The organism is Bradyrhizobium sp. R2.2-H (assembly GCF_004346455.1).
Lineage (GTDB): Bacteria > Pseudomonadota > Alphaproteobacteria > Rhizobiales > Xanthobacteraceae > Bradyrhizobium > Bradyrhizobium diversitatis.
Window position 1 is genome coordinate 407937 of sequence record NZ_SMBR01000006.1, and the last position, 23350, is coordinate 431286.

The 23350-nt window shown below is 63.1% G+C and carries 19 protein-coding genes; 3 read left to right on the forward strand and 16 right to left on the reverse strand.

The genetic code is table 11. The features are described from left to right. Nucleotide 1: 1 nt before the first annotated feature. The 11 genes from EDE08_RS18640 to EDE08_RS18690 all read right to left on the reverse strand — a co-directional run bounded on the left by EDE08_RS18640 (nt 2) and on the right by EDE08_RS18690 (nt 13327). Nucleotides 2-820 (reverse strand): FAD binding domain-containing protein, encoded by an 819-nt coding sequence (locus tag EDE08_RS18640; RefSeq protein WP_131869921.1) that lies wholly within the window; start codon nt 818-820, stop codon nt 2-4. 1 nt (nt 821) lies between these two features. Next, nucleotides 822-1265 (reverse strand): SRPBCC family protein, encoded by a 444-nt coding sequence (locus EDE08_RS18645; RefSeq protein WP_131869920.1) that lies wholly within the window; start codon nt 1263-1265, stop codon nt 822-824. Between the two features lie 2 nt (nt 1266-1267). After that, a complete protein-coding gene (locus EDE08_RS18650; RefSeq protein WP_131869919.1) occupies nt 1268-1705 on the reverse strand; it encodes an SRPBCC family protein in 438 nt (145 codons plus the stop codon). Nucleotides 1706-1715: 10 nt separating this feature from the next. Further along, the gene (locus EDE08_RS18655) at nt 1716-4643 is read right to left on the reverse strand and encodes a flotillin family protein (protein ID WP_131869918.1); all 2928 of its coding nucleotides are present in this window, start codon (nt 4641-4643) and stop codon (nt 1716-1718) included. A gap of 25 nt (nt 4644-4668) precedes the next feature. After that, the gene (locus tag EDE08_RS18660; protein ID WP_131869917.1) at nt 4669-5502 is read right to left on the reverse strand and encodes a phosphoenolpyruvate hydrolase family protein; all 834 of its coding nucleotides are present in this window, start codon (nt 5500-5502) and stop codon (nt 4669-4671) included. Nucleotides 5503-5505: 3 nt separating this feature from the next. Continuing rightward, nucleotides 5506-7719 carry an ABC transporter permease gene (locus tag EDE08_RS18665; protein ID WP_131869916.1) on the reverse strand — a complete coding sequence of 738 codons (2214 nt, stop codon included), beginning with the start codon at nt 7717-7719 and terminating at the stop codon, nt 5506-5508. Beyond that, nucleotides 7712-8494 carry an ABC transporter ATP-binding protein gene (locus EDE08_RS18670; RefSeq protein ID WP_131869915.1) on the reverse strand — a complete coding sequence of 261 codons (783 nt, stop codon included), beginning with the start codon at nt 8492-8494 and terminating at the stop codon, nt 7712-7714. The genes EDE08_RS18665 and EDE08_RS18670 overlap by 8 nt, the downstream gene beginning before the upstream one ends. Then, the gene (locus EDE08_RS18675; protein ID WP_131869914.1) at nt 8487-9569 is read right to left on the reverse strand and encodes a branched-chain amino acid ABC transporter permease; all 1083 of its coding nucleotides are present in this window, start codon (nt 9567-9569) and stop codon (nt 8487-8489) included. Before EDE08_RS18675 ends, EDE08_RS18670 begins: the two co-directional genes overlap by 8 nt. Nucleotide 9570: 1 nt before the next feature. Next, on the reverse strand, nt 9571-10581 hold the full coding sequence (locus EDE08_RS18680; protein ID WP_131869913.1) for a branched-chain amino acid ABC transporter permease: 1011 nt from the start codon (nt 10579-10581) through the stop codon (nt 9571-9573). A 543-nt stretch (nt 10582-11124) separates the two neighbouring features. Further along, on the reverse strand, nt 11125-11952 hold the full coding sequence (locus EDE08_RS18685; protein WP_131869912.1) for a helix-turn-helix domain-containing protein: 828 nt from the start codon (nt 11950-11952) through the stop codon (nt 11125-11127). 124 nt (nt 11953-12076) lie between these two features. After that, nucleotides 12077-13327 (reverse strand): ABC transporter substrate-binding protein, encoded by a 1251-nt coding sequence (locus EDE08_RS18690; protein ID WP_131869911.1) that lies wholly within the window; start codon nt 13325-13327, stop codon nt 12077-12079. Between the two features lie 47 nt (nt 13328-13374). Between EDE08_RS18690 and EDE08_RS18695 the strand changes: the two genes are divergently transcribed. After that, complete coding sequence (locus tag EDE08_RS18695; RefSeq protein WP_131869910.1) at nt 13375-13554, forward strand: hypothetical protein; 180 nt, start codon at nt 13375-13377, stop codon at nt 13552-13554. A 298-nt stretch (nt 13555-13852) separates the two neighbouring features. On the opposite strand, the gene EDE08_RS18700 is transcribed toward EDE08_RS18695, so the two are convergent. The 4 genes from EDE08_RS18700 to EDE08_RS18715 all read right to left on the reverse strand — a co-directional run bounded on the left by EDE08_RS18700 (nt 13853) and on the right by EDE08_RS18715 (nt 18791). Further along, the gene (locus EDE08_RS18700; protein ID WP_131869909.1) at nt 13853-15292 is read right to left on the reverse strand and encodes an undecaprenyl-phosphate glucose phosphotransferase; all 1440 of its coding nucleotides are present in this window, start codon (nt 15290-15292) and stop codon (nt 13853-13855) included. Nucleotides 15293-15460: 168 nt separating this feature from the next. After that, nucleotides 15461-16348 carry a hypothetical protein gene (locus EDE08_RS18705; RefSeq protein WP_131869908.1) on the reverse strand — a complete coding sequence of 296 codons (888 nt, stop codon included), beginning with the start codon at nt 16346-16348 and terminating at the stop codon, nt 15461-15463. A gap of 179 nt (nt 16349-16527) precedes the next feature. Then, nucleotides 16528-17547, reverse strand: coding sequence for a hypothetical protein (locus tag EDE08_RS18710; RefSeq protein ID WP_131869907.1), 1020 nt, complete (start codon nt 17545-17547; stop codon nt 16528-16530). Nucleotides 17548-17561: 14 nt separating this feature from the next. Then, a complete protein-coding gene (locus EDE08_RS18715) occupies nt 17562-18791 on the reverse strand; it encodes an O-antigen ligase family protein (RefSeq protein ID WP_165936019.1) in 1230 nt (409 codons plus the stop codon). A gap of 115 nt (nt 18792-18906) precedes the next feature. Here EDE08_RS18715 and EDE08_RS18720 point away from each other — a divergent pair, with 115 nt between their 5' ends. Then, nucleotides 18907-20547 carry a GumC domain-containing protein gene (locus EDE08_RS18720; RefSeq protein ID WP_165936020.1) on the forward strand — a complete coding sequence of 547 codons (1641 nt, stop codon included), beginning with the start codon at nt 18907-18909 and terminating at the stop codon, nt 20545-20547. Beyond that, the gene (locus EDE08_RS18725; protein ID WP_165936021.1) at nt 20510-21535 is read left to right on the forward strand and encodes a glycosyltransferase family 2 protein; all 1026 of its coding nucleotides are present in this window, start codon (nt 20510-20512) and stop codon (nt 21533-21535) included. Before EDE08_RS18720 ends, EDE08_RS18725 begins: the two co-directional genes overlap by 38 nt. 504 nt (nt 21536-22039) lie before the next feature. On the opposite strand, the gene EDE08_RS18730 is transcribed toward EDE08_RS18725, so the two are convergent. Beyond that, nucleotides 22040-23326, reverse strand: a complete 1287-nt coding sequence (locus EDE08_RS18730) for a lipopolysaccharide biosynthesis protein (RefSeq protein ID WP_131869903.1) — start codon at nt 23324-23326, stop codon at nt 22040-22042. Nucleotides 23327-23350: the final 24 nt, after the last annotated feature.

The following is a 23350-nucleotide window of genomic DNA, read 5'->3' on the forward strand; positions in this document are numbered from 1 at the left end:
TCTATTCCTGTCCCGAGAGCAGGCGGCGCAGATGCACGCCGACGATCTCGCGGCGATACCAGGCGCTGCCGAGCGCGTTGTCGGACGGTGATGTTCCTTCGCTTGCCGCGGAGGCGGCGGCAGCAATCGTCGCCGCATCCAGCGAGCGTCCCTCCAGCGCGCGTTCGGCCGCTCTGGCGCGGATTTGCGTCGGGGCCATCGAGCCCAGCGCGATCCGCGCACCCGCGATCCGCCCACCGCTGACCGGCAGATGCGCGGCGAGCGTGATCACCGAGCCGCCCTTCGGCTTGATGCGCGCGATCTTGCGATAACGGAACGCCTCGCTGCTGGCCGGCCGCGTACAGGACACCGACAGCACCAAAGTTCCCGCCTGGCGCTCGCGTCCCTGCAGGAACTCCTCGATCGGAATATCGCGCGAGCCGAAGCCGCCTTGAACAGCAATCGTGGCGTCGAGCGCCAGCAGCGCCACGGTGAAATCGCCGTAAGGGTTCGGCGCGAACAGATTGCCGCCGACCGTACCCATGTTGCGGACGGCGGGACCGCCGATCGAGCGGGCCGGGGCATGCAGGAAGGCGAGGTCGCGCTCGGCGAGAACGCGCGCGAAGGTGACGCCGGCGCCCAGTGTGATGCGCGGACCGGACGCATCGATCCGGGTGAGCGCCTGGTCCTGCGCACGGACGATCGTCGAGATCGAGACGTCGCCCTCGTTCAGCGCGCGCATCACCAGCGTGCCGCCGCCGAGATAGCGCGCGCTCCGGTCCGAGGACAGCGCTCCGGCTGCCTCGCTCGCGTTCGCAAAGGTCTTCACCGTCACGGCCATGCTATGCGGCCTCCTTCAGATGTCGGCGGATCGCCTCGAAGCCTGCCTGATAGATGTCTTCGGCGACCATATGGGTGATGCGGTCCCTGTCCTCGGGCTTGGTGGTGAAGCGCGATTCCCAGTGCCAAAAAGTGCGGTCGCCATCGGTGACCGGGAGCAGGCGGACGTGAGCGACGTAGTTGAACATCGGCACCGGCGTATCGAGCAGGCAATAGCTGAAGGCCTGTTCGAGATCGGACAAGGCCAGCAGCTGCTCGCGCAGTTCCGAGCCGTCCTTGAGCTTGAACCGCCTGACGCAGCCGATCTTGTCGGCGGATTGCGCGCGTTCGATGGCGGAGGTCGCGACCGCAGGATGCCAGCGATCATGCCCGTTGAAATCGCGCAGCACGTCCCACACGGAGTCGGTCGGTGCGTCCAGGATCGTGCTCTTGACGATATGCGGCACGGTCAGCCTCCGAACACGCGCTTCAGGGCATCGAAGCCGCCCTGGAACACGCCGCCGCCGATGTTGCTGATGAGCTCGATCTCCCGTTCCGGCGCGCAGTCGAATTCCGCGGTCCATTCCACGAAGGTCTGGTCGCCGTCGGTGACGGGCGTCAGGCGCAGGGTGGCGACGTAGTTCTCGACGCCCATCGGCGATTCCAGGATCGAGTAGGTGCAGAACATGTCGTAGTCGGAGAGGCCGAGCAGCTTCTCGCGGATGCGGTCGCCGTTGCGCAGGCGGAAATCCCTGACACAACCGATCTTGTCGGCAGGTTCGCCGCCCTCGATCCGGCTTTCGGCGATGGCCGGATGCCAGTTCGGCAGGCCGTTGAAATCGCGCACCCGCGCCCAGACGCGGTCGTTGCGGGCATTGACGACGGTGGAGACGTAGACGCGGGCCATGGTTCAGACCTCAGCTCTTCTTCCGCGGCCCGCGCTCGGCCGGCGGCTCGCCGCCCTCGGTCGCAGGCGGGGAGGTTGCTTGCTTGTCGCCGCCGCCACCGCCGCTGCCGGCACCTCCGCCGCTCTTTCTTGCGGCCTCCTTGATACCCTGCATATCGCGGGCTTCGCGGATGAGGCCCGGCATCTTGGCGAGACTGCCGCCCTCGACCCCGATGTCCGAGAGAATGGAGTCGATCAGCGGCGCCTGGACGCGGTAGCGCAGGGCTGAGTCGATCACTTCGTCGGTGGCGCTGCGACCGCCATTACCGTTGCCATGGCCGTTGCCATTGAGTCCGTCGACCTGGAGGATGCGGATGCCCTCGATCTTCTCCATCGGCTTGACGCTCTCGCGCACGATGCCCTCGATGCGGTCGAGCAGCTTTCTGCGGAACAGCGAGTAGCGCGCCTGGTCGGTCAGCACGTTCTCCGCCTCGTTGAGCATACGCTGCGCCTCGGCCTCGACGGCGGCGCGCACACGCTCGGCTTCGGCGGCGATGCGCGTCTCCTCCGCCTGCTTCTCGGCGAGCAGGATTTCGACGGTCTTGCGCCGCTTGGCGATCTCGCTCTCCCGCGCGGTGACGACGCGCTCGGTGGCTTCCGTCGCGCGCATCCGGGCTTCCTCGGCGGAGGCCTTGGCTGCTGACTCTTCCAGGGACTTCGTGTGGATCGCGATGGCCTTCTCCATCAGGACGGTCTCGACTTCCTTCTCGCGATTGACCTCGAGCTTGCGCAGCTCGCGCTCGCGGCCGATGCGGGCCTCGTCGAGGCCGCGGTCGGAAGCGATGCGGGCACGCTCGACCTCCTCGCGGGAGGCGATCTCGGCCTCCTGGAGCGACTGCACGCGGGCGACCTCGAGCTGCTCGATGGCGCGGCGCCGCTCGATGCGGGCGGCTTCCAGCGCCTGCTCGCGCGAGACGTCGGTGGTCTCGACCTCCTTGCGGGCGACGATCTCGGCCTGCTTGACCTGCCGGTCGGCGTCGATCCGTTCGGAACGCTTGGTCGAGAGGGCGATGACGCGGTCTTCGTCGGCAATCTCGATCGCCTTCTTCTGCTCGATGTTGAGCACTTCGCGCTTCTTGGACGAATTGATGCGCTCGGCCTCCAGCGCCAGATCGACCGTGATGCGCTGCCGCTCGATGGCGTCGCGCCGCTTCAGCTCGGCGGCCTCCAATACGCCGGTGCGCTCGATCTCGAGCGCGCGCGTCTCGCGTTCGGCCTGGATGCGCTCGGCCGCAACCGCTTTCTCCTGGGCGATGCGGGCGGCCTCGATCGCCTCGCGCGAGGCGATGTCGGCTTCCTCGACGGCGCGGTTGCGGGCGATCTCCAGCGAACGCACGCGTTCCTCCTGCGCGATGCGCGAGGCTTCCGTGGTCTCGCGCGCGGCGATGCCGGCGACATCAAGGGTCTGGTTGCGCTCGATCTCTAGCTGCCGCGTGCTCTGCTCGGCGGCGATACGTTCGGCGGCGAGCGTTCGCTCGCGGGCGATGCGGGCCGCTTCCACCGCGCGCTGTGCCTCGATCTCGGCCTCCTGGATGGTCCGCACCTGCTGGATCTCCAGCGCGCGCGTGCGCTCGTCGGAGGAGATGCGCTCGACATTGACGATCAGCGTCTGCGCGATGCGGGCCTTTTCGGTGGCCTCGCGCGCGGCAATCTCGGCCTCGTCCACGGCGCGCGTGCGCTCGATCTCGCGGCGCCTCGTTTCCTCCTCGTTCGCGAGGCGGGCGTCGGTGACCACGCGGTCCTGCTGGATCCGGGCCTTCTCGATGGCCTCCCGCGCGGCGATCTCGGCTTCCTCGACGGTGCGCATCCGCTCGATCTCGCGCTGGCGGACCTCGCGTTCCGAGGCGATGCGGGTGGTGTCGATCGAGCGCTGGTTTGCGATCCTCGTCTTCTCGATCTCCTCGCGCGCCAGCAGTTCCTTCTCCTCGATGGTGCGGGTCCGCTCGATCTCCCTCTGGCGGGTTTCGCGCTCGGAGGCGATGCGGGCCTCCGCGATCGCCTGGTCGTTGGCGATGCGGGCGCGCTCGATGGCTTCGCGAGCCGAGATCTGCGCTTGCTCGGCCTCGGTCTCGCGCAACGCCCGTTCGCGGGCGACTTCGGTGCGCTGGAGCGCGCGGCGCATCTCGATGTCGCGTTCCTGCTCCAGGCGCGCGGTCTCGCTCTCGCGCTCGATCTCCAGCGCCTGCCGCTCGGCCTCCAGATTGCGGGCGCGGATCTTGATCATCGAGTCCTGCTCGATGTCGTTGCGCAGCTTCCGCTTGGCCTCGATGTCCTGCATCAGCTGGGTCAGGCCTTCGGCATCGAAGCGGTTCGAGGGGTTGAAGAATTCCAGGTCGGTCTGGTCGAGATCGGTGATGGCGACCGATTCCAGTTCGAGGCCGTTCTGGGCGAGGGCTTCCGCCGCTTCGGTCTTGACGCGCGCGACATAGTCGCCGCGCCGCTCGTGCATCTCCTCCATGGTCATTTCGGAGGCGACCGAGCGGATCGCGGAGATGAACTTGCCGGCGAGCAGCGCATGAAGTTGCTCCGGCGCCATGGTGCGGCGTCCGAGCGTCGCCGCGGCGATCGAGACCGCTTCGCGGGTCGGCTGCACCCGGACGTAGAAGTCGGCCTCGATGTCGACGCGCATGCGGTCGCGGGTGATCACGGCGTCCTGCTTCGAACGCACGATGCCCATGGGCAGCACGTTCATGTTGACCGGCGTGTAGTCGTGGATGAATGGCAGCACGAAGGCGCCGCCGTTGATCACCACGCGTTCGCCGAGGAAGCCCGTCCGGACGAACGAGGTCTCCTTGGAGGAGCGATGATAGAGCCAGTTCACGATGTAGACGCCGACCACGATCACGATGATCGCGACGATCAGCCAGAGGATCAATTCACCGACCAGATTGCCCGACATCTTTCCCTCCTTCGTCCCTTCGGCGTTATCGCGCGCCGATCGCCTTGAACTGACGTACCTGCTCCGTCAGCGCCCGCTCCACCGGCAGCCGCTCCATCGAGGATGCGCCGTAGAAGCCGTGGCAATGACGGGTGTTCTTCATGATGAAATCGGCGTCGGCGGGATCCGCGATCGGACCGCCATGCGCGAGCACCAGGATGTCCGGATTGACGCTGAGCGCTGCGGAAGCCCAGGTGTCGATACGCGCGGGGCAGTCCCCGAGCTTTGGCGCGGTGTGCGCACCGATCGTGCCGCCGGTCGTCAGGCCCATGTGGCAGACGATGATGTCGGCGCCGGCGATCGCCATCGCGGCGGCTTCCTTCTCGCTGAACACGTAGGGCGTCGTCAGCATGTCCTTGTCGTGCGCCTTGGCGATCATGTCGATCTCGAGCGCATAGGACATGCCGGTCTCTTCGAGATTGGCGCGGAAGGTGCCGTCGATCAGGCCGACGGTCGGAAAATTCTGCACGCCCGCGAATCCGAGCGCCTTCAGCTGGTCGAGGAATACATCCATGTCGCGGAACGGATCGGTGCCGTTGACGCCCGCAAGCACCGGGGTCTGGCCGACCACGGGGAGCACCTCGCAGGCCATCTCCAGCACGATGGCATTGGCGTCGCCGTAGGCCATCAGGCCGGCGAGCGAGCCACGGCCAGCCATGCGATAACGGCCGGAATTGTAGATGACGATGAGATCGACGCCGCCAGCTTCCTCGCATTTGGCCGACAGCCCGGTGCCAGCACCTCCACCAACGATCGGTACGCCTCGCCTCGCCATGTCGCGAAACTTCTTCAGGAGGGCTGCGCGTTCAAATCTGGCCATCGGTCACCTCGCTAGTCTCCGCCGCGCGCCGGTGCGGCCGAACAGGGTTCGGAACGCGCCGACGATGGCGGCGGCGAAGTCGGGATCGTTGATGTTCTTGGGCACGCGAATGATCTGACGGTTGCCGGTCTGCCGCACGTTGCGCTCTAGCGCACGGAACAGGGCAGCGTCGGCCTCCGGGTCCCAGAACGGCTGGCCTCGCGCATCGAGCGCGGAGACGCCGCCCTCCGGCAGGAAGAAGCGCACGGGGCCGTCCATCTGGTTGAGCCGATCGGCGATCCAGCGGCCCATTCGCTCGTTCTCTTCCACCGTCGTCCGCATCAGCGTCACTTGCGGATTGTGGACGTGGAACTTGCGGCCACGATAGCGTTCGGGAATGGTATCCGGCGCACCGAAATTGACCATGTCGAGGGCGCCAACCGAGCCGACATAGGGCAGGCGGCTGCGGATGATCGCGCCGAGGCGGTCTTCGGTCGCGGGAAACACGCCGCCCATCAGGAGGTCGCAGATCTCGGTCGTGGTGAGGTCGATCACGCCGGCGAGCTGGCCGGATTCGACGAGCTTCTCCATCGAGCGCCCGCCGACGCCGGTGGCGTGGAACACCAGGCACTCGAAATCATCGCGCAGCTCGGCCGCGATCCTCTGCACCGCCGGCGTGGTGACGCCGAACATGGTGATGCCGACCGAAGGCAGCCCGGCGCCGGCGGCACGCTCTTTTGCCTCATGCCCTTCGAGTCGCGCCTTGACCATGCCTGTAAGCGCATTGGCGCCGTTGGCCAGCACCGCGCGCGAGATCGAGTTCAGCCCCTGCACGTCGGTGACCGAGTACATCATGGTGATGTCGGCGGGACCGACATAGGGGCCGACGTCGCCGGAGGCGACGGAGGAGATGATCAGCTTGGGCACCCCGATGGGAAGCCCGCGCATGCCCGGGGCCACCAGCGAGGCCGCGCCGGAGCCGCCGGCCGAGATCACGCCGGCGACATTGCCCTGGCGCCGCAGCCAATTGGCAAACGCATCTGCCATTGCGGTGACGGCGACTCCGCGATCGGTGCCGAACACGGCGGAGCCGCCGCGGCCGTGGTTCAGGGCGATCTCCTGCGCGGACACGTCGCAGGACGAATGCCTGCCGCTGGTCGAGACGTCGACCAGCCGCGTGCGCAGGCCGCTTTCGGCGATGATGTTGCGGATGTAGCGCAGCTCCTGGCCCTTGGTGTCGAGCGTGCCGACGACCAGCACCACTGGCGGGCCGGAGGCCTGTGCCGCCGCCGGCTCGCGCTTGCGCCGCGCCGTCTCGTCGAGCCGCGCGACTTGCGTCGACAGCGTCCGCGCCGCGGCCTCGATGCGGGCGATCGGCACCGGCTGCGACCATCGCGTCGGCAGCGTCGGGTTGGAGACGTAGATGCGGACCGGCCCGTCGCGGCGGGGTGCCGGCGCGGGCTTCGCCTCGGGGCCGGACGCGGGGATGTCGATATCGGGCTCGAGCTCGGCGTGAAGCCCGACACCAAGCAGCCGCTGCTGGAGCTCGCGGTCGGCGGCAAGGCGCGCGGAGTCGATGATGCGGTTGATGCGGCCGTTGACCATGATCGCGACGTTGCGCGAGATCGCGGTGGCGACGCCGATGTTCTGCTCAATCACGAGCACGGCCATGTCGCCGTCCTCGCCGAGCCGCAGCAGCATGTCCTCGACCTGCGCCACGATGACGGGCGCGAGGCCTTCGGTCGGCTCGTCCATGATGAGCAGATGCGGATTGGTGAGCAGCGCGCGTGAGATCGCCAGCATCTGCTGCTCGCCGCCGGAGAGCTGGCCGCCACCGTGGCCCTTGCGCTCGGCGAGGCGCGGGAACGTGTCGTAGATGCGCTCGACGGTCCAGACGCCCGGCCGCAGCCCGCCGGCGAGCCGCAAATGCTCGTCGACGCTGAGCGAGCGCCAGAGCCGGCGGCCCTGTGGCACGTAGCCGACGCCGAGCCGCGCGATCTGCGCCGGCGGCCGCCGGGTGATGTCCTCGCCGCGGACCCGGATCGAGCCGCCGCTCACGCCAACCAGTCCCATGATCGCCTTGCACAGCGTGGTCTTGCCCATGCCGTTGCGCCCGACGACGGAGAACACGCCGCTCTCCAGCGTGAGGTCGACGCCCTGTAGCGCGTGCGAGTGGCCATAGTAGATGTCGAGGCCGCGGACCTCGAGCGCGGCGCTGGAGCGGCGGGCCTCATTCATGGCCGCCTCCGAGATAGAGCTCCTGCACTTCAGGATCGGACTGGATCTCCTGCGGCAGGCCTTCCTTGAAGACGCGGCCGTTGTGCATCATCGTGACACTCTCGACGACGCGCAGCGCCACGTCCATGTCGTGCTCGATGATGATGTAGCCGATATGCGCCGGCAGCGAGGTCAGGATCTCGATCAGCTCGGCGCGCTCGGTCGGCGACAGGCCCGCCGCCGGCTCGTCGAACAGGACGAAGCGCGGCGCGCCGGCGAGCGCGAGCGCGATCTCGAGCTGGCGCTGCTGGCCGTGCGCGAGCTCGGCGACGCGCTGATCCCTGACGGCGGAGAGATGCACCGCCTGGACCAGATTGTCGGCCGCATGCATCAAGGCATCGTTCTGTCCCGGACGCAGGAACGAGAAGCGCCCGCGCGAGACGCCGCGGCAGGCGAGATAGACGTTGTCCTGCACGGTGAGGCCGGGGAACAGCGCGGAGATCTGGTAGGTGCGGCGCAGCCCCCTCCGGATGCGCTCATAGGGTGGGAAATGCGTGACGTCCTCGCCGAAGAAGCGGATGGTACCGGAGGAGGGCGGGAAGTCGCCGGTGATGCAGTTGAACAGCGTGGTCTTGCCGGCACCGTTGGAGCCGAGCACGGCGCGCCGCTCGCCGGGCCGTACGGTGATGGTGACGTCGGTCAGCGCCGCCAGCGCGCCGAACATGCGCGTCACGCCGCGCAGTTCCAGCGCAGCGCCGGCGCCGACGGCGGAAAGGCGGCGGGCGACGCTATCCATGGCCGCGCCCTCCACCGGTTGAGTCGGCGTCGCGGCGCTGCCGCTGGCGCCAGCGCTGCCACAGCCCGATCACGCCGTCCGAGGACCAGAACACGATGGCGAGGAAGCCGAGCCCTATCAAGAGACGGAAGCGGTTGCCGTCGAGACCGAGCCGGACCAAGAAGTCGAGCGCGAAGGTCCGCAGCAGCACGAAGATCAGCGCGCCGATGAAGGGACCGATCGGGCGCGTGATGCCGCCAACGACGGCGATGATCAGCACGTCGATGCAGGCGCCGACGCTGACCGAGCCCGGCGAGATCTGGCGGTAGTTCCAGACCTGGAGCACGCCGGCCAGCGCGGCCACGAAGGAGGCGAAAGCGTAAGCCGCGACGCGGTGCGCATTGACGTTGAAGCCGAGCGCCGCCATGCGCCTGGGATTGTCGCGAACGCCCTGCAGGGCCAAGCCGAACGGCGCGCGCGAGAGGTATTCGACGGCGAAATAGCAGAGCGCGGCGACCGCGAGCACGATGTAATAGAAGGGAATGTCGGCGCGCCAGTTCACGCCCCAGAAGTGCGGTGTGGCCACGGTGTTGATGCCGGTATGGCCGTTGAAGATCGCCCAGTTCTGGTTGGTGAAGTAATAGAAGGCCGCGCCGATCGCGAGCGTGATCATGATGGTGTAGATGCCCTCGGTGCGCACCGCGAGCGCGCCGCCGAGGGTGCCGAAGGCGGTCGCCAACGCCAGCGCCATGGGCACCGCGAGCCACCAGGGCCAGCCCAGGCTGATATTGGCGTTGCCGCTGACGCCGAACACCGCGACCATGTAGGCCGAGAAGCCCGCGATGGTGAGCTGCATCAGACTGACCATGCCGCCGTACCCGGCGAGGAACATCAGGCTCAGCGCGATGGTGCCGAGGATCAGGGTGGAGGCGAAGATCTCGATCAGGAAGAAGCCGCTGGCGATCAGCGGCATGATCAGCAGGATGATCGCGACGATCCAGGCGGCGGGATGATTGAGCTCCGGCCACGCCCGTGCCGTCCGCTGCGCCAATGTGGCGGGGCGAACGGCGAGGCGGGCATCGTGGGCGAGCGACATCTCAGCGCCTCGCCAACAGGCCTTGCGGCCGGATCGCCAGCACCAGCACCATGATCAGGAAGGTCACGACGATGGCGTAGGTGGGGATGTAGACCGAGCCGAGCTGTTCGGCGAGCCCGATGATCAGCGCGCCGAGTGCGGCGCCGGGGATCGAGCCCATGCCGCCGACGATCACGACGACGAGAGAAGCCAGCAGGAAGCGGATGTCCTCGCCGGGCGACAGCGACTGGAAGGTGCCGCCCACGACGCCGGCCATGCCCGCAAGTCCCGCGCCGAAGGCGAAGACGGCGACGAAGACGAGCTGGATGCGCACGCCGGTCGCGGCGAGCATATCGCGATCGTCGACGCCGGCGCGGACGATCATGCCGACCCGGGTACGATTGAGCGCGAGCCACATCGCGACGCCGATGACCACGGACGCGGCGAAGATCACGAGCCTCACCGAGGGATATCTGAGATAGACCGGCTCGCCCGAGGATTTGATCGCCGTCACCAGCGGCAGCTCGACGGGGCCGATCAGCCAGTTCGGGGTCTGGATCTGGTAGAAATCGCCGCCGCAGGCCCAGAGCATGAGGTCGGCGAACACAATCGACAGCCCGATCGTCACCATGGTCTGCCTGAGATCCTGGCCTTCCATGCGGCGGAAGACGAGAACCTGGAGCAGCACGCCGACGAGGGCGGTCAGGATGAAGGCGACGATGAAGCTGAGGATCCACGACCCCGTCGAGGCGCTGATGGCGTAGCCGACATAGCCGCCGAAGAGATAGAGCGAGCCATGGGCGAGGTTGACGTTGCGCATCAGGCCGAAGATCAGCGTGAAGCCGCTGGCGACGAGGAAGTAGAGGCCGCCAAGCGTGATGCCGTTGAAGAGGGCGTTGAGGAAGACGCGCTTGCGGCCGATCGCCTGTTCCAGGCCCGGCGGCCAAACCGCGAAGATCAGCCAGAGCAGGATCGCAACGGCGATGATCGAGATCAGCGCCCAGGCCGGATGGCGTTCGACGAAGCGGCTCATGGGCGCCGCCCTGTTTTCACCTCGCCCCGCTTGCGGGGAGAGGTCGCGCCGAAGGCGCGGGTGAGGGCAGGGCTATCGCATATGGTGTGCACGATGCGGCAGCATCGGCAGTGGGCTCCCTCCCCCGCTTGCGGGGGAGGGTTGGGGAGAGGGTGTCTCCGCGCTGGGATTGTCGAAATTAACTGAGGACGTCCCAGTGCGGCGAGAGCCCTCACCCGCCGCGCTCTGCGAGCGCGTCCGCCTCTCCCGCAAGCGGGAGAGGCGGAGCAAGCCCGCAGACAGTCCCCGTCTAGTTCATATGCGATAGCCCTGCGGGTGAGGGGGAGCCTCCGCGAGTCGAACTGCCACCGCGTTTGCGGAGACTCCCCCTCACCCCGACCCTCTCCCCGCAAGCGGGGCGAGGGGGAAGGCGGACCGGCTGCTCGCCTCGCCATGAACGTGCGCTCCCGTCGTCGCGATCCTCTTCGCGGGATCGCGTTGCCGGCATCCTAGCCAGCGGATGAGGGCGACGTTTGATCGTGAGTATCTTTTCGTGGCCCGCGGTCAGGCGCGCAAAACCTTGGCTGCGCGACGATAATCGGTCGGGGCCATCCCGACATTGGCGGCGAAGAAACGGGTGAAACCGCTTTGCGAGGAGAAGCCGAGGTCGAAGCCGATATCGGCGATCGGTGCCTCGCTCGCCACCAACGCTTCGAGCGCGTGTTCCATGATCAGCGTATTGAGATAGAGGTTCGGCGTGACGCCGGTCTGCACGCGGAACAGCCGGTAGAAATGCGGCCGCGACAGGCCGGATTCGCGCGCGATGGTGTCGAGCTCGATTTCGGCGCCGGGGCTTTCCGACATCATCTTGATGCATTTGCGCACGCGAAAGTCGGTGACTGCGCCGCATGCGCGCGGATCGCGCGCGATCTCGGCCTGCTGCCAGCTTTCGTCGTAGCAGATGTCGATCAGCCGCCGCAGCTCGGAATCGAGGCTGGAGAGTGACGGTGCGCCGCACACGAGCGCCGCGGTCCGCCTGATGTGCTTGTCGAGCGCGGGCGTGCGCTTGAACTGGGTGCGGCCGAAACGCAGTCGGTCGCTGCCCGATGCATCCGGTGCGAACCATTCGGCATTGACGTAGAGCACGAAGAAGATGGCGCCGCCGTCGAGATCGGCCGGCAGGAAGTTGTGCGGCTCCCAAGGATTGACGGCGACGACGGAGGTCTCGGTGAGCTCGTAATGTCCGTCGGACACGTCGATGCATGCCGGCATGCCGCCGACATGGAAGATCAGATGACCTTCGCGATGGGCGTGGATATTGAAAGGGCGGTTCAACTGATAAACCGTCGCCCGGCCAAAGCGGCCATGGAAGACGGCCAGCGCGCGGCTCATGCCTTCCCCTCCCGGATATTTTTATCTTTTCGGCTAGCCTTCAACAACACTAGCGAGATTGCAAGAGCGGAGAGCGACCGCGTCAGCAAGTCGCTCCCCGTCTGCGTACTCCTGAGGTAATGCGTCAGTACTTCTTACATTCCGGAACGGTGCGGCTCGGCAGCCCGATCTTGGCGAACACGGCCGGATCGTAGCCGAGCGTCTGGTTCACGTTCGGAATCACCTTCACGACCTTGCTGAACAGCGCGCCCTTGCCGTCGTCGACGACCTCGGTAACAAAGTTGGTGCCAATCGCCTGGCGGTTGGAGTCGAGCTTGATCTTGCCGTTCGGCGCATCGAGCTCGATCTTCGCCAGCGCTTCCTTGAATTTCGCCTGGTTGTTGGAGAGATCACCGTTGACCTGACGCAGCGCGAGGATCAGCGCCATGGTTGAATCATAATAGTTGGTCGCCAGCAGCGAGGGGCTCGGGAAGCGCTTGTTGGGCGGGAAGGCGTCCTGATAGGCCTTCACGAATTTCTGCCAGCCCGGATCGTCCCAGGTGTCGGCCTGGCCGCTCGCCGCAATGGTGCCGATGAGGGCGTTCTTCGCATTCCCTTTTGACGACAGGATGGTCTGGTCGATCATGATGGAACCGCCCATCAGATGCGCCTTGCCGCCGGCCTGCTGATACTGGTTGAGGAAGTTGACGGCGTCCGCGCCGCCGAGCCCGAGATAGATGGCGTCGACGTCGTCAGGCAGGGCGGCGATGACGGAGGCGAAGTCCTTCGTTCCCAGCGGTACCCATTGTCGGTTGGTGACTTGCCCGCCCATTCCGCAGAACTCGAGCACCAGTCCGAACACCTGGGTGTAGATGAAGGAATAGTCTTCGCCGACGGTTGCGATCTTGCGGTACTTCTTGTCCTCATAGGCGTATTTGCCGAGGCCGACCTGCCACTGGGCGCCGTCCATGTTGTAGCGGAAGAAGTTCGGGGCAGGGTCGACATAGGTCGTTTCCTGCGCGCCGGAGGCCGCATTGATGAAGGTCAGCTCGGGATGGGTCTTTGCAAAGTTCTTCACCGCGATGCCCTCGTCGCCAGAGAGCGGCGACAGCAGGATCTGGACCTTGTCCTGCTCGATCAGCTTGCGCACAGCGCGCACGGCTGAGTCCGGCGTTGCGTCGGTCGAGGCGACGATGAATTCGAGTTCCTTATCGCCGATCTTCTTGCCCAGCACATTGAGTGCCGTCTGATGGCCGCGCATCCCGTCTTCGCCAAGCACGGTGTAAGTGCCTTCGAGGGTTGCGGTCACGCCCACCTTGATCTTTTCCTGGGCGATTGCCGCGCCCGAAAGAAACAGGCTGCTCAACGCGAGCAGTCCCATGCTGCATTTCGACATGTGCTCCTCCCCTGTGTCGTCGTTTTGTTGCCGCGCCGACCTGCGCGATGCTCGTGGCTCTCGAAGGCCGCGGCTTTGGAGGGAGGCTAGCCGAAGTCGAATGCGGTGCACGCATCGGTGTCTCGTTCGGTTTGACCGGCAGTCTCATTTTTGAATGTTGCGGCGCAAGTCGTTTCGCGGTGCAGCAGGCGCTCGCGCCGCAAAAAATCCTGTCGCAGCCGACCTGAACAATCGCATCCGCCGATGACCGTGATGCAGATCCGCGACGGGACTGCCGAGCGCACGCGTCGCGAACCAACCCCTGTCGCGTGACAGTACGTTGGTAAACCTACGCCAAAATGGCGGGAAGGACCTGCGCCTGGTCATCTCGATGAGAACGAACGACGCCGTGACCGCTCTGAAGTTGAAAAACAAAGGCGAGAACGGGTAGCCGGCGCTGACTAGCGTATGCGGTGCGACTGGGCTCCAGCATTCGAGCAGGGTAAACATCGAGCTGGCGTAGGCGAACCTACGGTCACCAGTGGCTCAATAAACGTCCTGACCCGAGAGCGTTACTACGGTCCGGATCATGATGCGAATGTCCAACCAAATGCTCCAATTGGTGACATACCAGACATCGTACTCGACGCGTTTCTTCATCAGCTCGATGGTCGGTGTCTCGCCGCGGAGACCGTTCACCTGAGCCCAGCCCGTAAGGCCGGGTTTGACGTGGCGACGACAGGCATAGTTGCCAATCAGCTGATCGTAGTAGTTATCATGCGCGAGAGCGTGCGGCCGCGGACCCACCAGCGACATTTCTCCGCGCAGCACGTTCCACAGCTGAGGCAATTCGTCGATGCTGGTCTTGCGCAGGATCCGCCCGACCCGGGTAACCCGCGCATCCTGTTTGCTGGCCTGCTTGATCTCGGAGCCATTCTCCGACACCGTCATGCTGCGGAACTTCCAGATATCAAATAACTCGCCGTTGAAGCCTCGGCGTGTCTGACGGAAAATGATGCTGCCTGGCGAATCGAGCCTGACCAGGAGCGCCGTCATGGCAAGTAGAGGTGCGAGGCATAGAAGGCCGAGCGAGGCAAGACAGATATCGACGCTGCGCTTCAAGGCTCGTTCGCTGACCGAGAGAGGCGCTCTCTGGACTTCGATCACCACAGAGTCGCCTACGGGCGTGAACGGCCGCGACACAAGGTCGGCGATCTCAAGATCTGGCAGGAGGCGGACCGGATTTGGTACCTGGCGCAGAGATTGGCTGAGGCGCTGAAACAGCGCCAGATCGCGCCAATTGAACGCCAGAAGGAATTCGTCGACGCCTGCTCCGCGCGAATTTCGAATGATCGTGGCCAACTCGCGCTCCATTGCTGCGTCGTCGGACTTCAACGTAGCGTCCAGAACGAAGTGGCGTACCACCTGAAAGCCGTTCCTACGCAAATCCTTGAAACGGACTGAGGTAAAGTCGAGCGGCTCTCCGCTGATCAACACGACCCTTCGTTTGACGGAGTGTCTTCGCGCGAAAGATGAGGCCAGAGCGAATCGCCAGATCACGCGATGCGCGCCGAGACCAGCAAGGCCGATCACCGCGAACAGAACGATGGTGATACGGGACAGCTCGGCGGTCGATCTCAGTAGGAAAGCAGAGAATACAAGAATCGCAAGCGAGAGAAGCCAGACGGATGAGGCCTTCCGCAACTGCCGGTTCGTATTGGCCAGGTTGTGGTTATCGTAGCATCCCCTGAAAAAGGCGATCGCCACGAATGCGGTCGCCACAAGCAACGCGACGCCGACGGAAAGTTCTCGCTCGGCCAGTGTCGTCATGAACTTGCGGTGAACTAGGTTGGCGGCGGCATAGCTGAGCAAAATGAGCAGGAAGTCGCCTGCCATAATGGCAAATTGAAGCGGTCTCTGTAGTGAGGCGCCGCGTCTTACCGACATCGAGGATGAGGACTTCGAACCGTATGTGGTTAATGACATGAAATGCCTCATTCCAAAAAGACGTCACGTGGCAATGCATTGGCCGAAGCAAGCAAGGGGTGCGTTCAAAAAGCCTGGATCGAGAGGTTACAGGTCCGATGATATCGGTGTAGCTCCTCGCGACATTTCGAAGACGGCGATTGCAAAAATCAACTGTGCCTAGTGTACTTACCGCGGCGCCAAGGTCCGCAGACACGGCGAGGGTCCGGCTGCAGTGCGCCGCGTGCTGGTGGCTGTAACAGGAAGCGGAGACTCGGCCAGGGGCGGGGGTGGGTCTGCGACAAACTGCGCTGTGCTGCCCGAAAAGAAGTAGAGTGTTGACCAATCTGGGGAGAGCTCGACCCAGTTGCTGTTGCCGGCCCCTCGATTATTGGCGCCGCTGGGCGGCGAGTCCGCAGAACGCCACCAGTCGGCCCCAACGTTGGCAACCACTTTCATTTCGGGGTTCGTCGTTTTTATGTCCATCTGCACGTAGACAGAATCGACGGTTCCGGCAGCGAAGCTGCCGCGTCTGACGAGCCACATCAAGTCGTTGCGCCCAGGAGGCGGACCGTCAACAAGGGTGCTTCCATCCGTCTGAATCTCGGCCTTCATCTCGACAGCGACGTTCTTGGGAATCATTGCGTCAAAATGGGCTCCGACGATCTCGTTCTCGGCCTGATCCTGCACCAGGATCCATTCCTTCGTGCTGCGAAGGCGCACATAGGTCTTTCCGTTGGCGACGAGGAGCTTGCCGTCCTTGTTCGAAGGGGACGCGCCGAACTTTGGAAATATTGATGCCATTCCTGTGACGGCAGTGAAGTCCGCAGGAGGTTCGCCGTTCTCTGGCTTTGAGGCGCCGTTACACCAGGAAGAAGTCTTGGGGACGCCTGCTGGATATGCCTGGCTGTAACCAATGCTGTTTTGCTCGATGACACTCGAGGCGTGACCCACGGGGGTGACGGCGTCGGGTCTCCCGCTGGCTGCATCGGCAATCTTCGGAGAGATGGCCAGAATTCCAATGAGACCGAGCGGCAGGAGCCAACCCGAAACGGTTCGCTCGAGGACGTGAATCATACGCGCAATGGCAGCGGACGGGATTAGATGGGAGGTACCAGACATAGACCGACCCATAACCAGTTAATCGTCTTTTCATATCGTAGGCATTGGAGGCGCTGCAGAGTTGACGAACGTCAAGAATGGGTATGCGATTTGGGGTGCCGATAGATCGGTGCGCGCCGGGGCCGCAATGCTCGTCACGCCCGGTCCATACGTTTGCGTCTCTGCACGGTGCTCCAGCGGACCCTGGCCAGTGCTCCCATGGTCAGGGCGAAAGCCAAAAGGCAGTCGGTCGACAAGGCTTGAACTGTTGTGATGGGATAGGCAAGCATGGAGCGTGAACCGGAGTTGATCGACTGAGGCCAGATCTCTTCCGCGAGTGGAAATTCCGCGGTTCCGTTTGCGGTGGTGTGTTTCTGCTCGCTTGAGGTGGAGGCAGGTCCACCCGGTTCATTCGGGATGAAATTCTCGCCGCTCCGCGTTGGTGTGGGAGGGCGTTTGGGCGGCATCTCCCTCACCAAGTCACGCAGCGGCGGGGCCGGGTTCGCGCGAAAGTCCTCGGCGCTCATCGAATAGAATCCGATCGTCTTCCACTGGGTCGAAAGTTCGATCCAGTTACTGCTGCCCACGCCCGGATTATTGCTGTGATCTTCGAGGTAGGGCGCTCGCGCGTCGCGCCACCAGTCGGCGCCGACCATGGCGACGAGACTGAGGTTCGGATCTGTAACCCTCATTTCCATTTGAACGTAGACGCCGTCCACAGTGCCGGCCGCGTAAGTTCCGCGCGCCTTGTACCAAAAATGGTTATTGTAGCCAGCCGGAGGCACATCAAAGGCGATCGTCGCGCCGGCCAGAGGGGTAGCTCTCATGGGAATGGCAACATTGCCAACAAAATCCGGGACGAAATGTCCCCCGGTCAACTGCGTTCCCGATTGGTCTTGGACCAACGTCCATTCGCCGACTTGCTTGATGCGAACGTAGGTCTTGGCGTTGGCGACCTCGACCGCGGCGCCCGGACTTGAATACGACGGTGCTCCCACCTTCGCATAGACTTGTCCCCAGCCCTCAACCGCGGTGAAATCTTCGGGGGGTGACCACAGTCCGCCGTCATTCCATCCTTGATACCAATTGTAGCTTGGCGGCACGCCCACCGGAAAGCCTTCGCTGTTTCCGGGAGTATTCTGTTTGATGAGTTCAGAAAGTGAGAAGTCCATCAACTCTACTCTCTTGCTCACGCGCCGGACGGGCCGCGTTCCAGCCATTTCGGAGACGTAAACCGGCCTGCGTAAGAGAAGAACAGCGCCATCGACGTGAAATTGTCGATGAGGTTTTCGGAGAGAAAGTAGATGAGAAGCACTGTGTACATCGTCTTGGCAGCCCGATCCTTCAGTGAGAACACAATGCTGAAGACGAAGATGACGAAAACAATGCAATTCAGAAGTCCATACTCTGCCAAGACGCGCAGATAGTCATTGTGCGGCGGTAGCGGCAAGACGGTAAGGATGCCGGTCTGACTCGCACCATATCCAAACAATATTCCGCCGAGCCCCAGCGACGAGTATATCTGCCAGATGTTCGTCCAATGGCTGATACGGAAGAACGCGGACATGTCCGTCGTTCCGGTCAAATCGATCAATTGCTTCGTCGTCATTCTGGCGACCGTGCTGGGGTCGAGGCTCCAGATGACGGCGATTGCGTTCAAACCTGTCATCAGTCGATCGAGCGCGCCCACGGCGTAGGCGGCGACGCTGGCGCACGCCAACAGGATGATCGCGACGAAGACCTGTGGTCGCAAGGGAAAAAAGGACCAGAGGCCAATCGAGATGATGGTCGCCAGGGCGGGCCCGACACGGTTCATGATCGCGGCGTTTACGAACTGGGCAATCAGGACCCTGTTTCCGAACCAGGGAGAAAGGGCAAACAGCAAGGCCGAGAAGTACAATGCTGCCGTGTTTGTATTCGGAAAGTAGGAGAACACGTCGGGATATTCGATGCCGGTGTAGACTTGAGTCTGGCCGATCGCCTTGAACAGGAGCGGCAGCGCCGCAAGCACGTAAATGCAACGCTTTTCGGCTGGCTGTATCGGCTCGGCCATGCCGCGCCCGGCGACGTAGAATGAATAGATAGAGATGAGCTTCAACCCATCGGACAGCTCAAAGGAGCCAAAGTTCACCAGGTAGCTGGCGCCTGTGAAGATGCAGGCGAGCGCCAAGAGAAGATTGTAGAAGTAGCTCCTCTCGTTCGCGATCAACACGTGGCGCGCGGACCACAGGATCAGAAGCAGGCTTGTCGAATTGCTCAGGACGTTGAATATGGTCGATCCCGTGAAGTGATAGAGAAAGGTCAGGAAGTTCAGGAACACAAGGCCGAAGCAGGTCACCATGAAGAAGCGACCGTGCATGGTCATCGAACCGGAAGCGAGGTGCGGTGTACCCTCTCTTCCCAGAGCCAGATCGTTCACGGCAGGCGTACTCCGCGCTTCTGAAGAGTTCGGTTCCGCGGCGCCACTCCAAGCGGGAGCGTCCTGCCAGGGACCGACCGGTCGGCCCAAGTTGTCGGGAATTGCCAAGTCTGAGTTGACGGTCGTCAATACCTGCCCGAACGCTTCGGTAGACCCTAAGCCGTCAAAAGAAGTGGAGCCGGCGGTGGAACGTAACACGAGCAGTGCATTCGCCAGAGCGTTCGGTCTGCTATGGCGGCGGCAATGGGTCATATATCTGTGCCTATTGCTGACGTCCGGCGCGGCCTTTCTCTACTACGCAGCGGTTGGAGACCGTTACGAGGCCTACGTCTTGCTTCGTGCCGGGCAGGGGATCAAGGAACGATCTTCGAGCAACGCGGCCTCGCCATTCGGGGAAGGCGTTGACCTCCAAAGTCGAATGGAATCCCTGTCACGCATCGCCAAGATCGATCTGGTCATCTTGGAGGCGGCGAAGAACGTCGGCTACGAGAGGCTGTCGTCCGACGCAAATCCAACGCTTCTGGCCAGGTTTATGGCCTGGGGTAAGGAGATCGATCTTCGGGACGTGTTTTCCAAGGAATCTACAGAGCCGAAGGCGCGGTCGGAGCCCGTTGACGAGACCGCAGAAGATATCGAGCGGAACCAGGCAGGGATTCTCAGCTTGCGAGACCGCGTGAATGCGAAGCAAGAGGGGCGCTCCGATCTGTTGAGGATTACGTTCCGTCACAAGAATCCGGTGGTCGCCGCGAGCTATCTTAACGAGCTCGCGAGCGCGTTGGTCACGGTGCAAAGTCTGGACGTGCAAATGCCGGGTGCACAGGAATTCTTCCAGCAACAAACGAAGCGGTTGGAGGAGGAGGCCGAGATCGCTGCCGCGGATCTGAAGCGCTTCTCCGTCGAAGCCTCAATCTACGCCGTCGACGACCAGCGGCAGCTGCTGCTCAAGCGCGCCAGTGATCTGTCTGCGCTGATTGCCACGACGCGAGGAGCGATCGAGGACAAGAAGGGACAGAAACTGTCGGTCGCCGATCAGTTGGCCATATTGCGGCCTGTTGCCCAGAACAAGGCCGTAAGTCGGATGGTGACCACGCTCGGAGGGCAAGATAACCGTAAAAGTCTTGACCCGGTCGCCAAGCCGCCTGAGCATTTCGAGGAGCAGCCGCCGTTGCTCCTGATCAAGGTTTACCAGGACAACATGGCAACGCTGATGAAGCTGAATGCCGAACTCAATGGGCAGACGGAGCTCCTGAACCAACTCGGCATGGAGCTCGAGAAGGTGAACGCGGAGCTGGCCTCGCTTTCCGCGAAGGAAGCGGAGTACGGAAGATTGAAACGAGTTCTCACAACCGCATCGTCTGCCGCCGCACAATATGCAGCTCGTATTCTCGAGGAGCAGATAAGCTCCGAGGTCGCCAAGAAGAGCCAACTCTCCAGCCTTAGAGTGGTGCAGAAGGCCATAACGCCAACAGCGCCTGTGTTTCCGCAAGTCTCACATCTGATCGCGTTGGCGGCCGCTGGCGGAGTGCTGCTCGGCTTGGGTGCCATCTTCGGTCCCGCGCTTGCCAAGACCACCATGCATCCGGCGTCGAACTCGGTCACCGGCGCCGAAGATCACGATCCTATCAAGAGCTTGTTGATGGCTGCTCAAAGAGGAGATGGCGTGAGGTCGCTACATGCTGCCGGGCGGGCCGACTACGAGGAAGGCGGTGTCGGGAGTGATGCACGATCATCCAGAATGCCTCCGTTACGGGGCTGAAAACAGTGATGTCATGCGTGCGCCGCGTGAGACGTCGGTAGCCACCGCCGGTACCAAGGGCAATCCCGACATGAAGATATTCAGCATTTGTTGTGTTCGAGACGAGAACGACATTGTCGGCGAGACGCTGAAAGCGGCTCTCGCATGGAGCGATCGGATCTTCGTTTTCGACAATGGAAGCACCGATGGAACCTGGGAGACGCTTCAGGACCTCGCGAAGCGCTATCCCAAGATCGAGCTCGTTGGCCACGACGATCGCACGTTCACCGATGAACTCCGCGGAGAAATATTCGAGGCCCGAAGGCACGTAGCGTCGCCGGGGGACTGGTGGTGCAGGCTCGATGCTGACGAGTTCTTCATCGATGACCCGGCACAGTTTCTTGGGAACGTGCCCCAAAGCTATGGCTTCGTCTTTTCGGCAACAATGAACTTCTATTTCACGGATGCCGATTTGAAGAACTACGAGGAGAATCCGGCGGCGTGGCTCGCCCGTCCCGTGCAAGAACGGCTCAGATACTATCAAAACAATTGGAGCGAGCCGCGTTTCGTTCGCCATCGGAGTGATCTGCGTTGGGGTGGACTGATCTGGCCGCACAACCGCGGGCGGACACTGCCATCGCGGATACGTTTGAAGCATTTCCCATATCGCTCGCCGGCGCAGATATCCAGGCGACTGGCGATACGCCAACAGCAGCCGGGACTGTTCAAGCACGAGGCGAACCGAGCGCTCGCGAAAGGTGGGCGGGCTGACTGGATAGATAAGGACCCGATGCCCGTGCATGAGCTGGCCTCCTGGCGCGATCGCGTGAGGGAGGCTGTCGAATGTGACGTTGATCGGGGCGATGGAATGTTCCTCACGCGCGATGACCTGATGCCTCCACTTCCATCTCCGGCCTTGGACCTGGTGAAGGTCGGCCTGCGGCGGACCGAGGTGGGGAGAGCAATGCTGTCAACGCTCGTGAGATGGCGTCGAAGTCAGTTCGGCTAGCGGTGAGCCATTTGGCCCACCGGCGCGCAGGGCGAACGGCCCTGGCCGAGCTGGACTGGAGATTGAGAGGAGGAGCGGAGATATGATCGTGAAGACCGGCTGGAACCGTTGGTGAAGTCAACGGGCCCGGAAATCATCGTCATCATCCGAATCTGGCGGAGTTCCTCCAAACTCGTTCCGTGAGTTTGCTTTGGATGTGGCGCGAACAGGAGCCAATTCGCCCACGATCTCGGATCGCCGGAGATACAGGGAGGATCGTCTCCCTTCGAGCCTGTTATTTGCTGTGTGCAAGAGGCTCGACAAGAGGTACGAGACCGATCAGACGGCGGGGTTGCAGAAGAAGTATCGCATTGGGGAGATGTCAATGGCGGCATCGCGATCAATGTGAACAAGAACACGGCCCGGCATCCCGCATCGCGGTGCCTGTCTAAGCGCACTGACCACGCTGATGGTTCTAGCTACGACCAGTTTCTGGACATTTCTGAGATCGCTCTGAATCTGCAATTAGGCGCCCACTTGACGAGAATAGGCGTTCGAGCTCGGGAAGCCGAACAGCAGCCAGTAGCGCCATAGTGCGATGATAAGCGATGTCAACAGGACTGCTGCTCCGGCGCCATGGAGCCCGGCGAACGGCAAAAGCACCAATTGCGCTAACACCAAAATGCCTACTGAGGCCAGGTTCGTGACCGTCGTCAGACGGTCAAGATGCGCCGTAAACAGGCCCAAGGCTCCGAAATCGGCCATATAGCGCACCGCCAGCCCAGCCACGATCAACCAGAATGCCGACCACTGGGCGACAAGCCCGGGTTGGGCGACCCATGGCAGGAGCACCTGGAAAGTGAATCCGATCGCTGTGCTAAGTGCAGCAGTCGCGAGCGCGGTCGTCTGCAGGAAGCGCCAGGCCAGCAGGCGATGCGCAGCGGAGCCGCCAGTCCGATATGCGCTGATCAGCGATGGTCGTTGCTTTTGTTGCAGGACGAGAGCCAGGAATGTGGTTGCAGAATTGCCGACCGTCCAGAAGAGGAAGTAAATGCCGGCGACCTTCAAACCGAGAAACAATGTGATCAGGTAGCGGTCGATATACTGGCTCGTAATAAAGCCGAGGTCGCTCAGCAGCATGAGGAAGGACTTCTGGATCGCGTCGGTGATCACCCCAAGCCTGAACGGCTGAGAGAAGGATGCCAGCCATGGCCATGACCGGCTCAGGAAGGCGAACAGTCCCACCGAGGCGACACCTCCCACCAACCAGAAGCCGAACAGATACGGAAGCGATCTGAAGCTGGGGTCCCAAATAGCGAGCGGAATATAGATCAGGATCCAGGCCGCGCCGCGGATAAAGCCGATGGCGTTTGCCCAGACGTGGTGCTGCAAGCTGGAAAGGAGGTAGAAAATATCATTGCCAACGTGCTCGAGCATGATCACGGCTACGATGAGGATCCAGAGAGGCGAGGTGGCGACGAGGACGGTGAAGAGTGTCGTGATCGTCAGAAGGACCGCGTAGGCAAAGGCCACGAAGGTCCAATAGTGGCGCATGCTGTCGATCATTTCGCCGGTGGAGGCCGTTACGGCGTCGCGCATCAGCAGGTGGTTCATGCCAAGGTTGACCACGATCGGAACAGCTACGATCGCGCCGGCGGCGAGGCCGTAGAAACCCAGCGACGACAGGTCGAGATAGCGTGCAATGAACAGGGCGAGGCCGAATTTGCAGCCCATGACGCTCGCCCGCATGGCCATGACCATGAGATCGACGAGGAGGCGGCTGCGTGAATTGGGCAGGGCTGGTGTGCTCATGATGCAGGCTGTGAATTGGACATA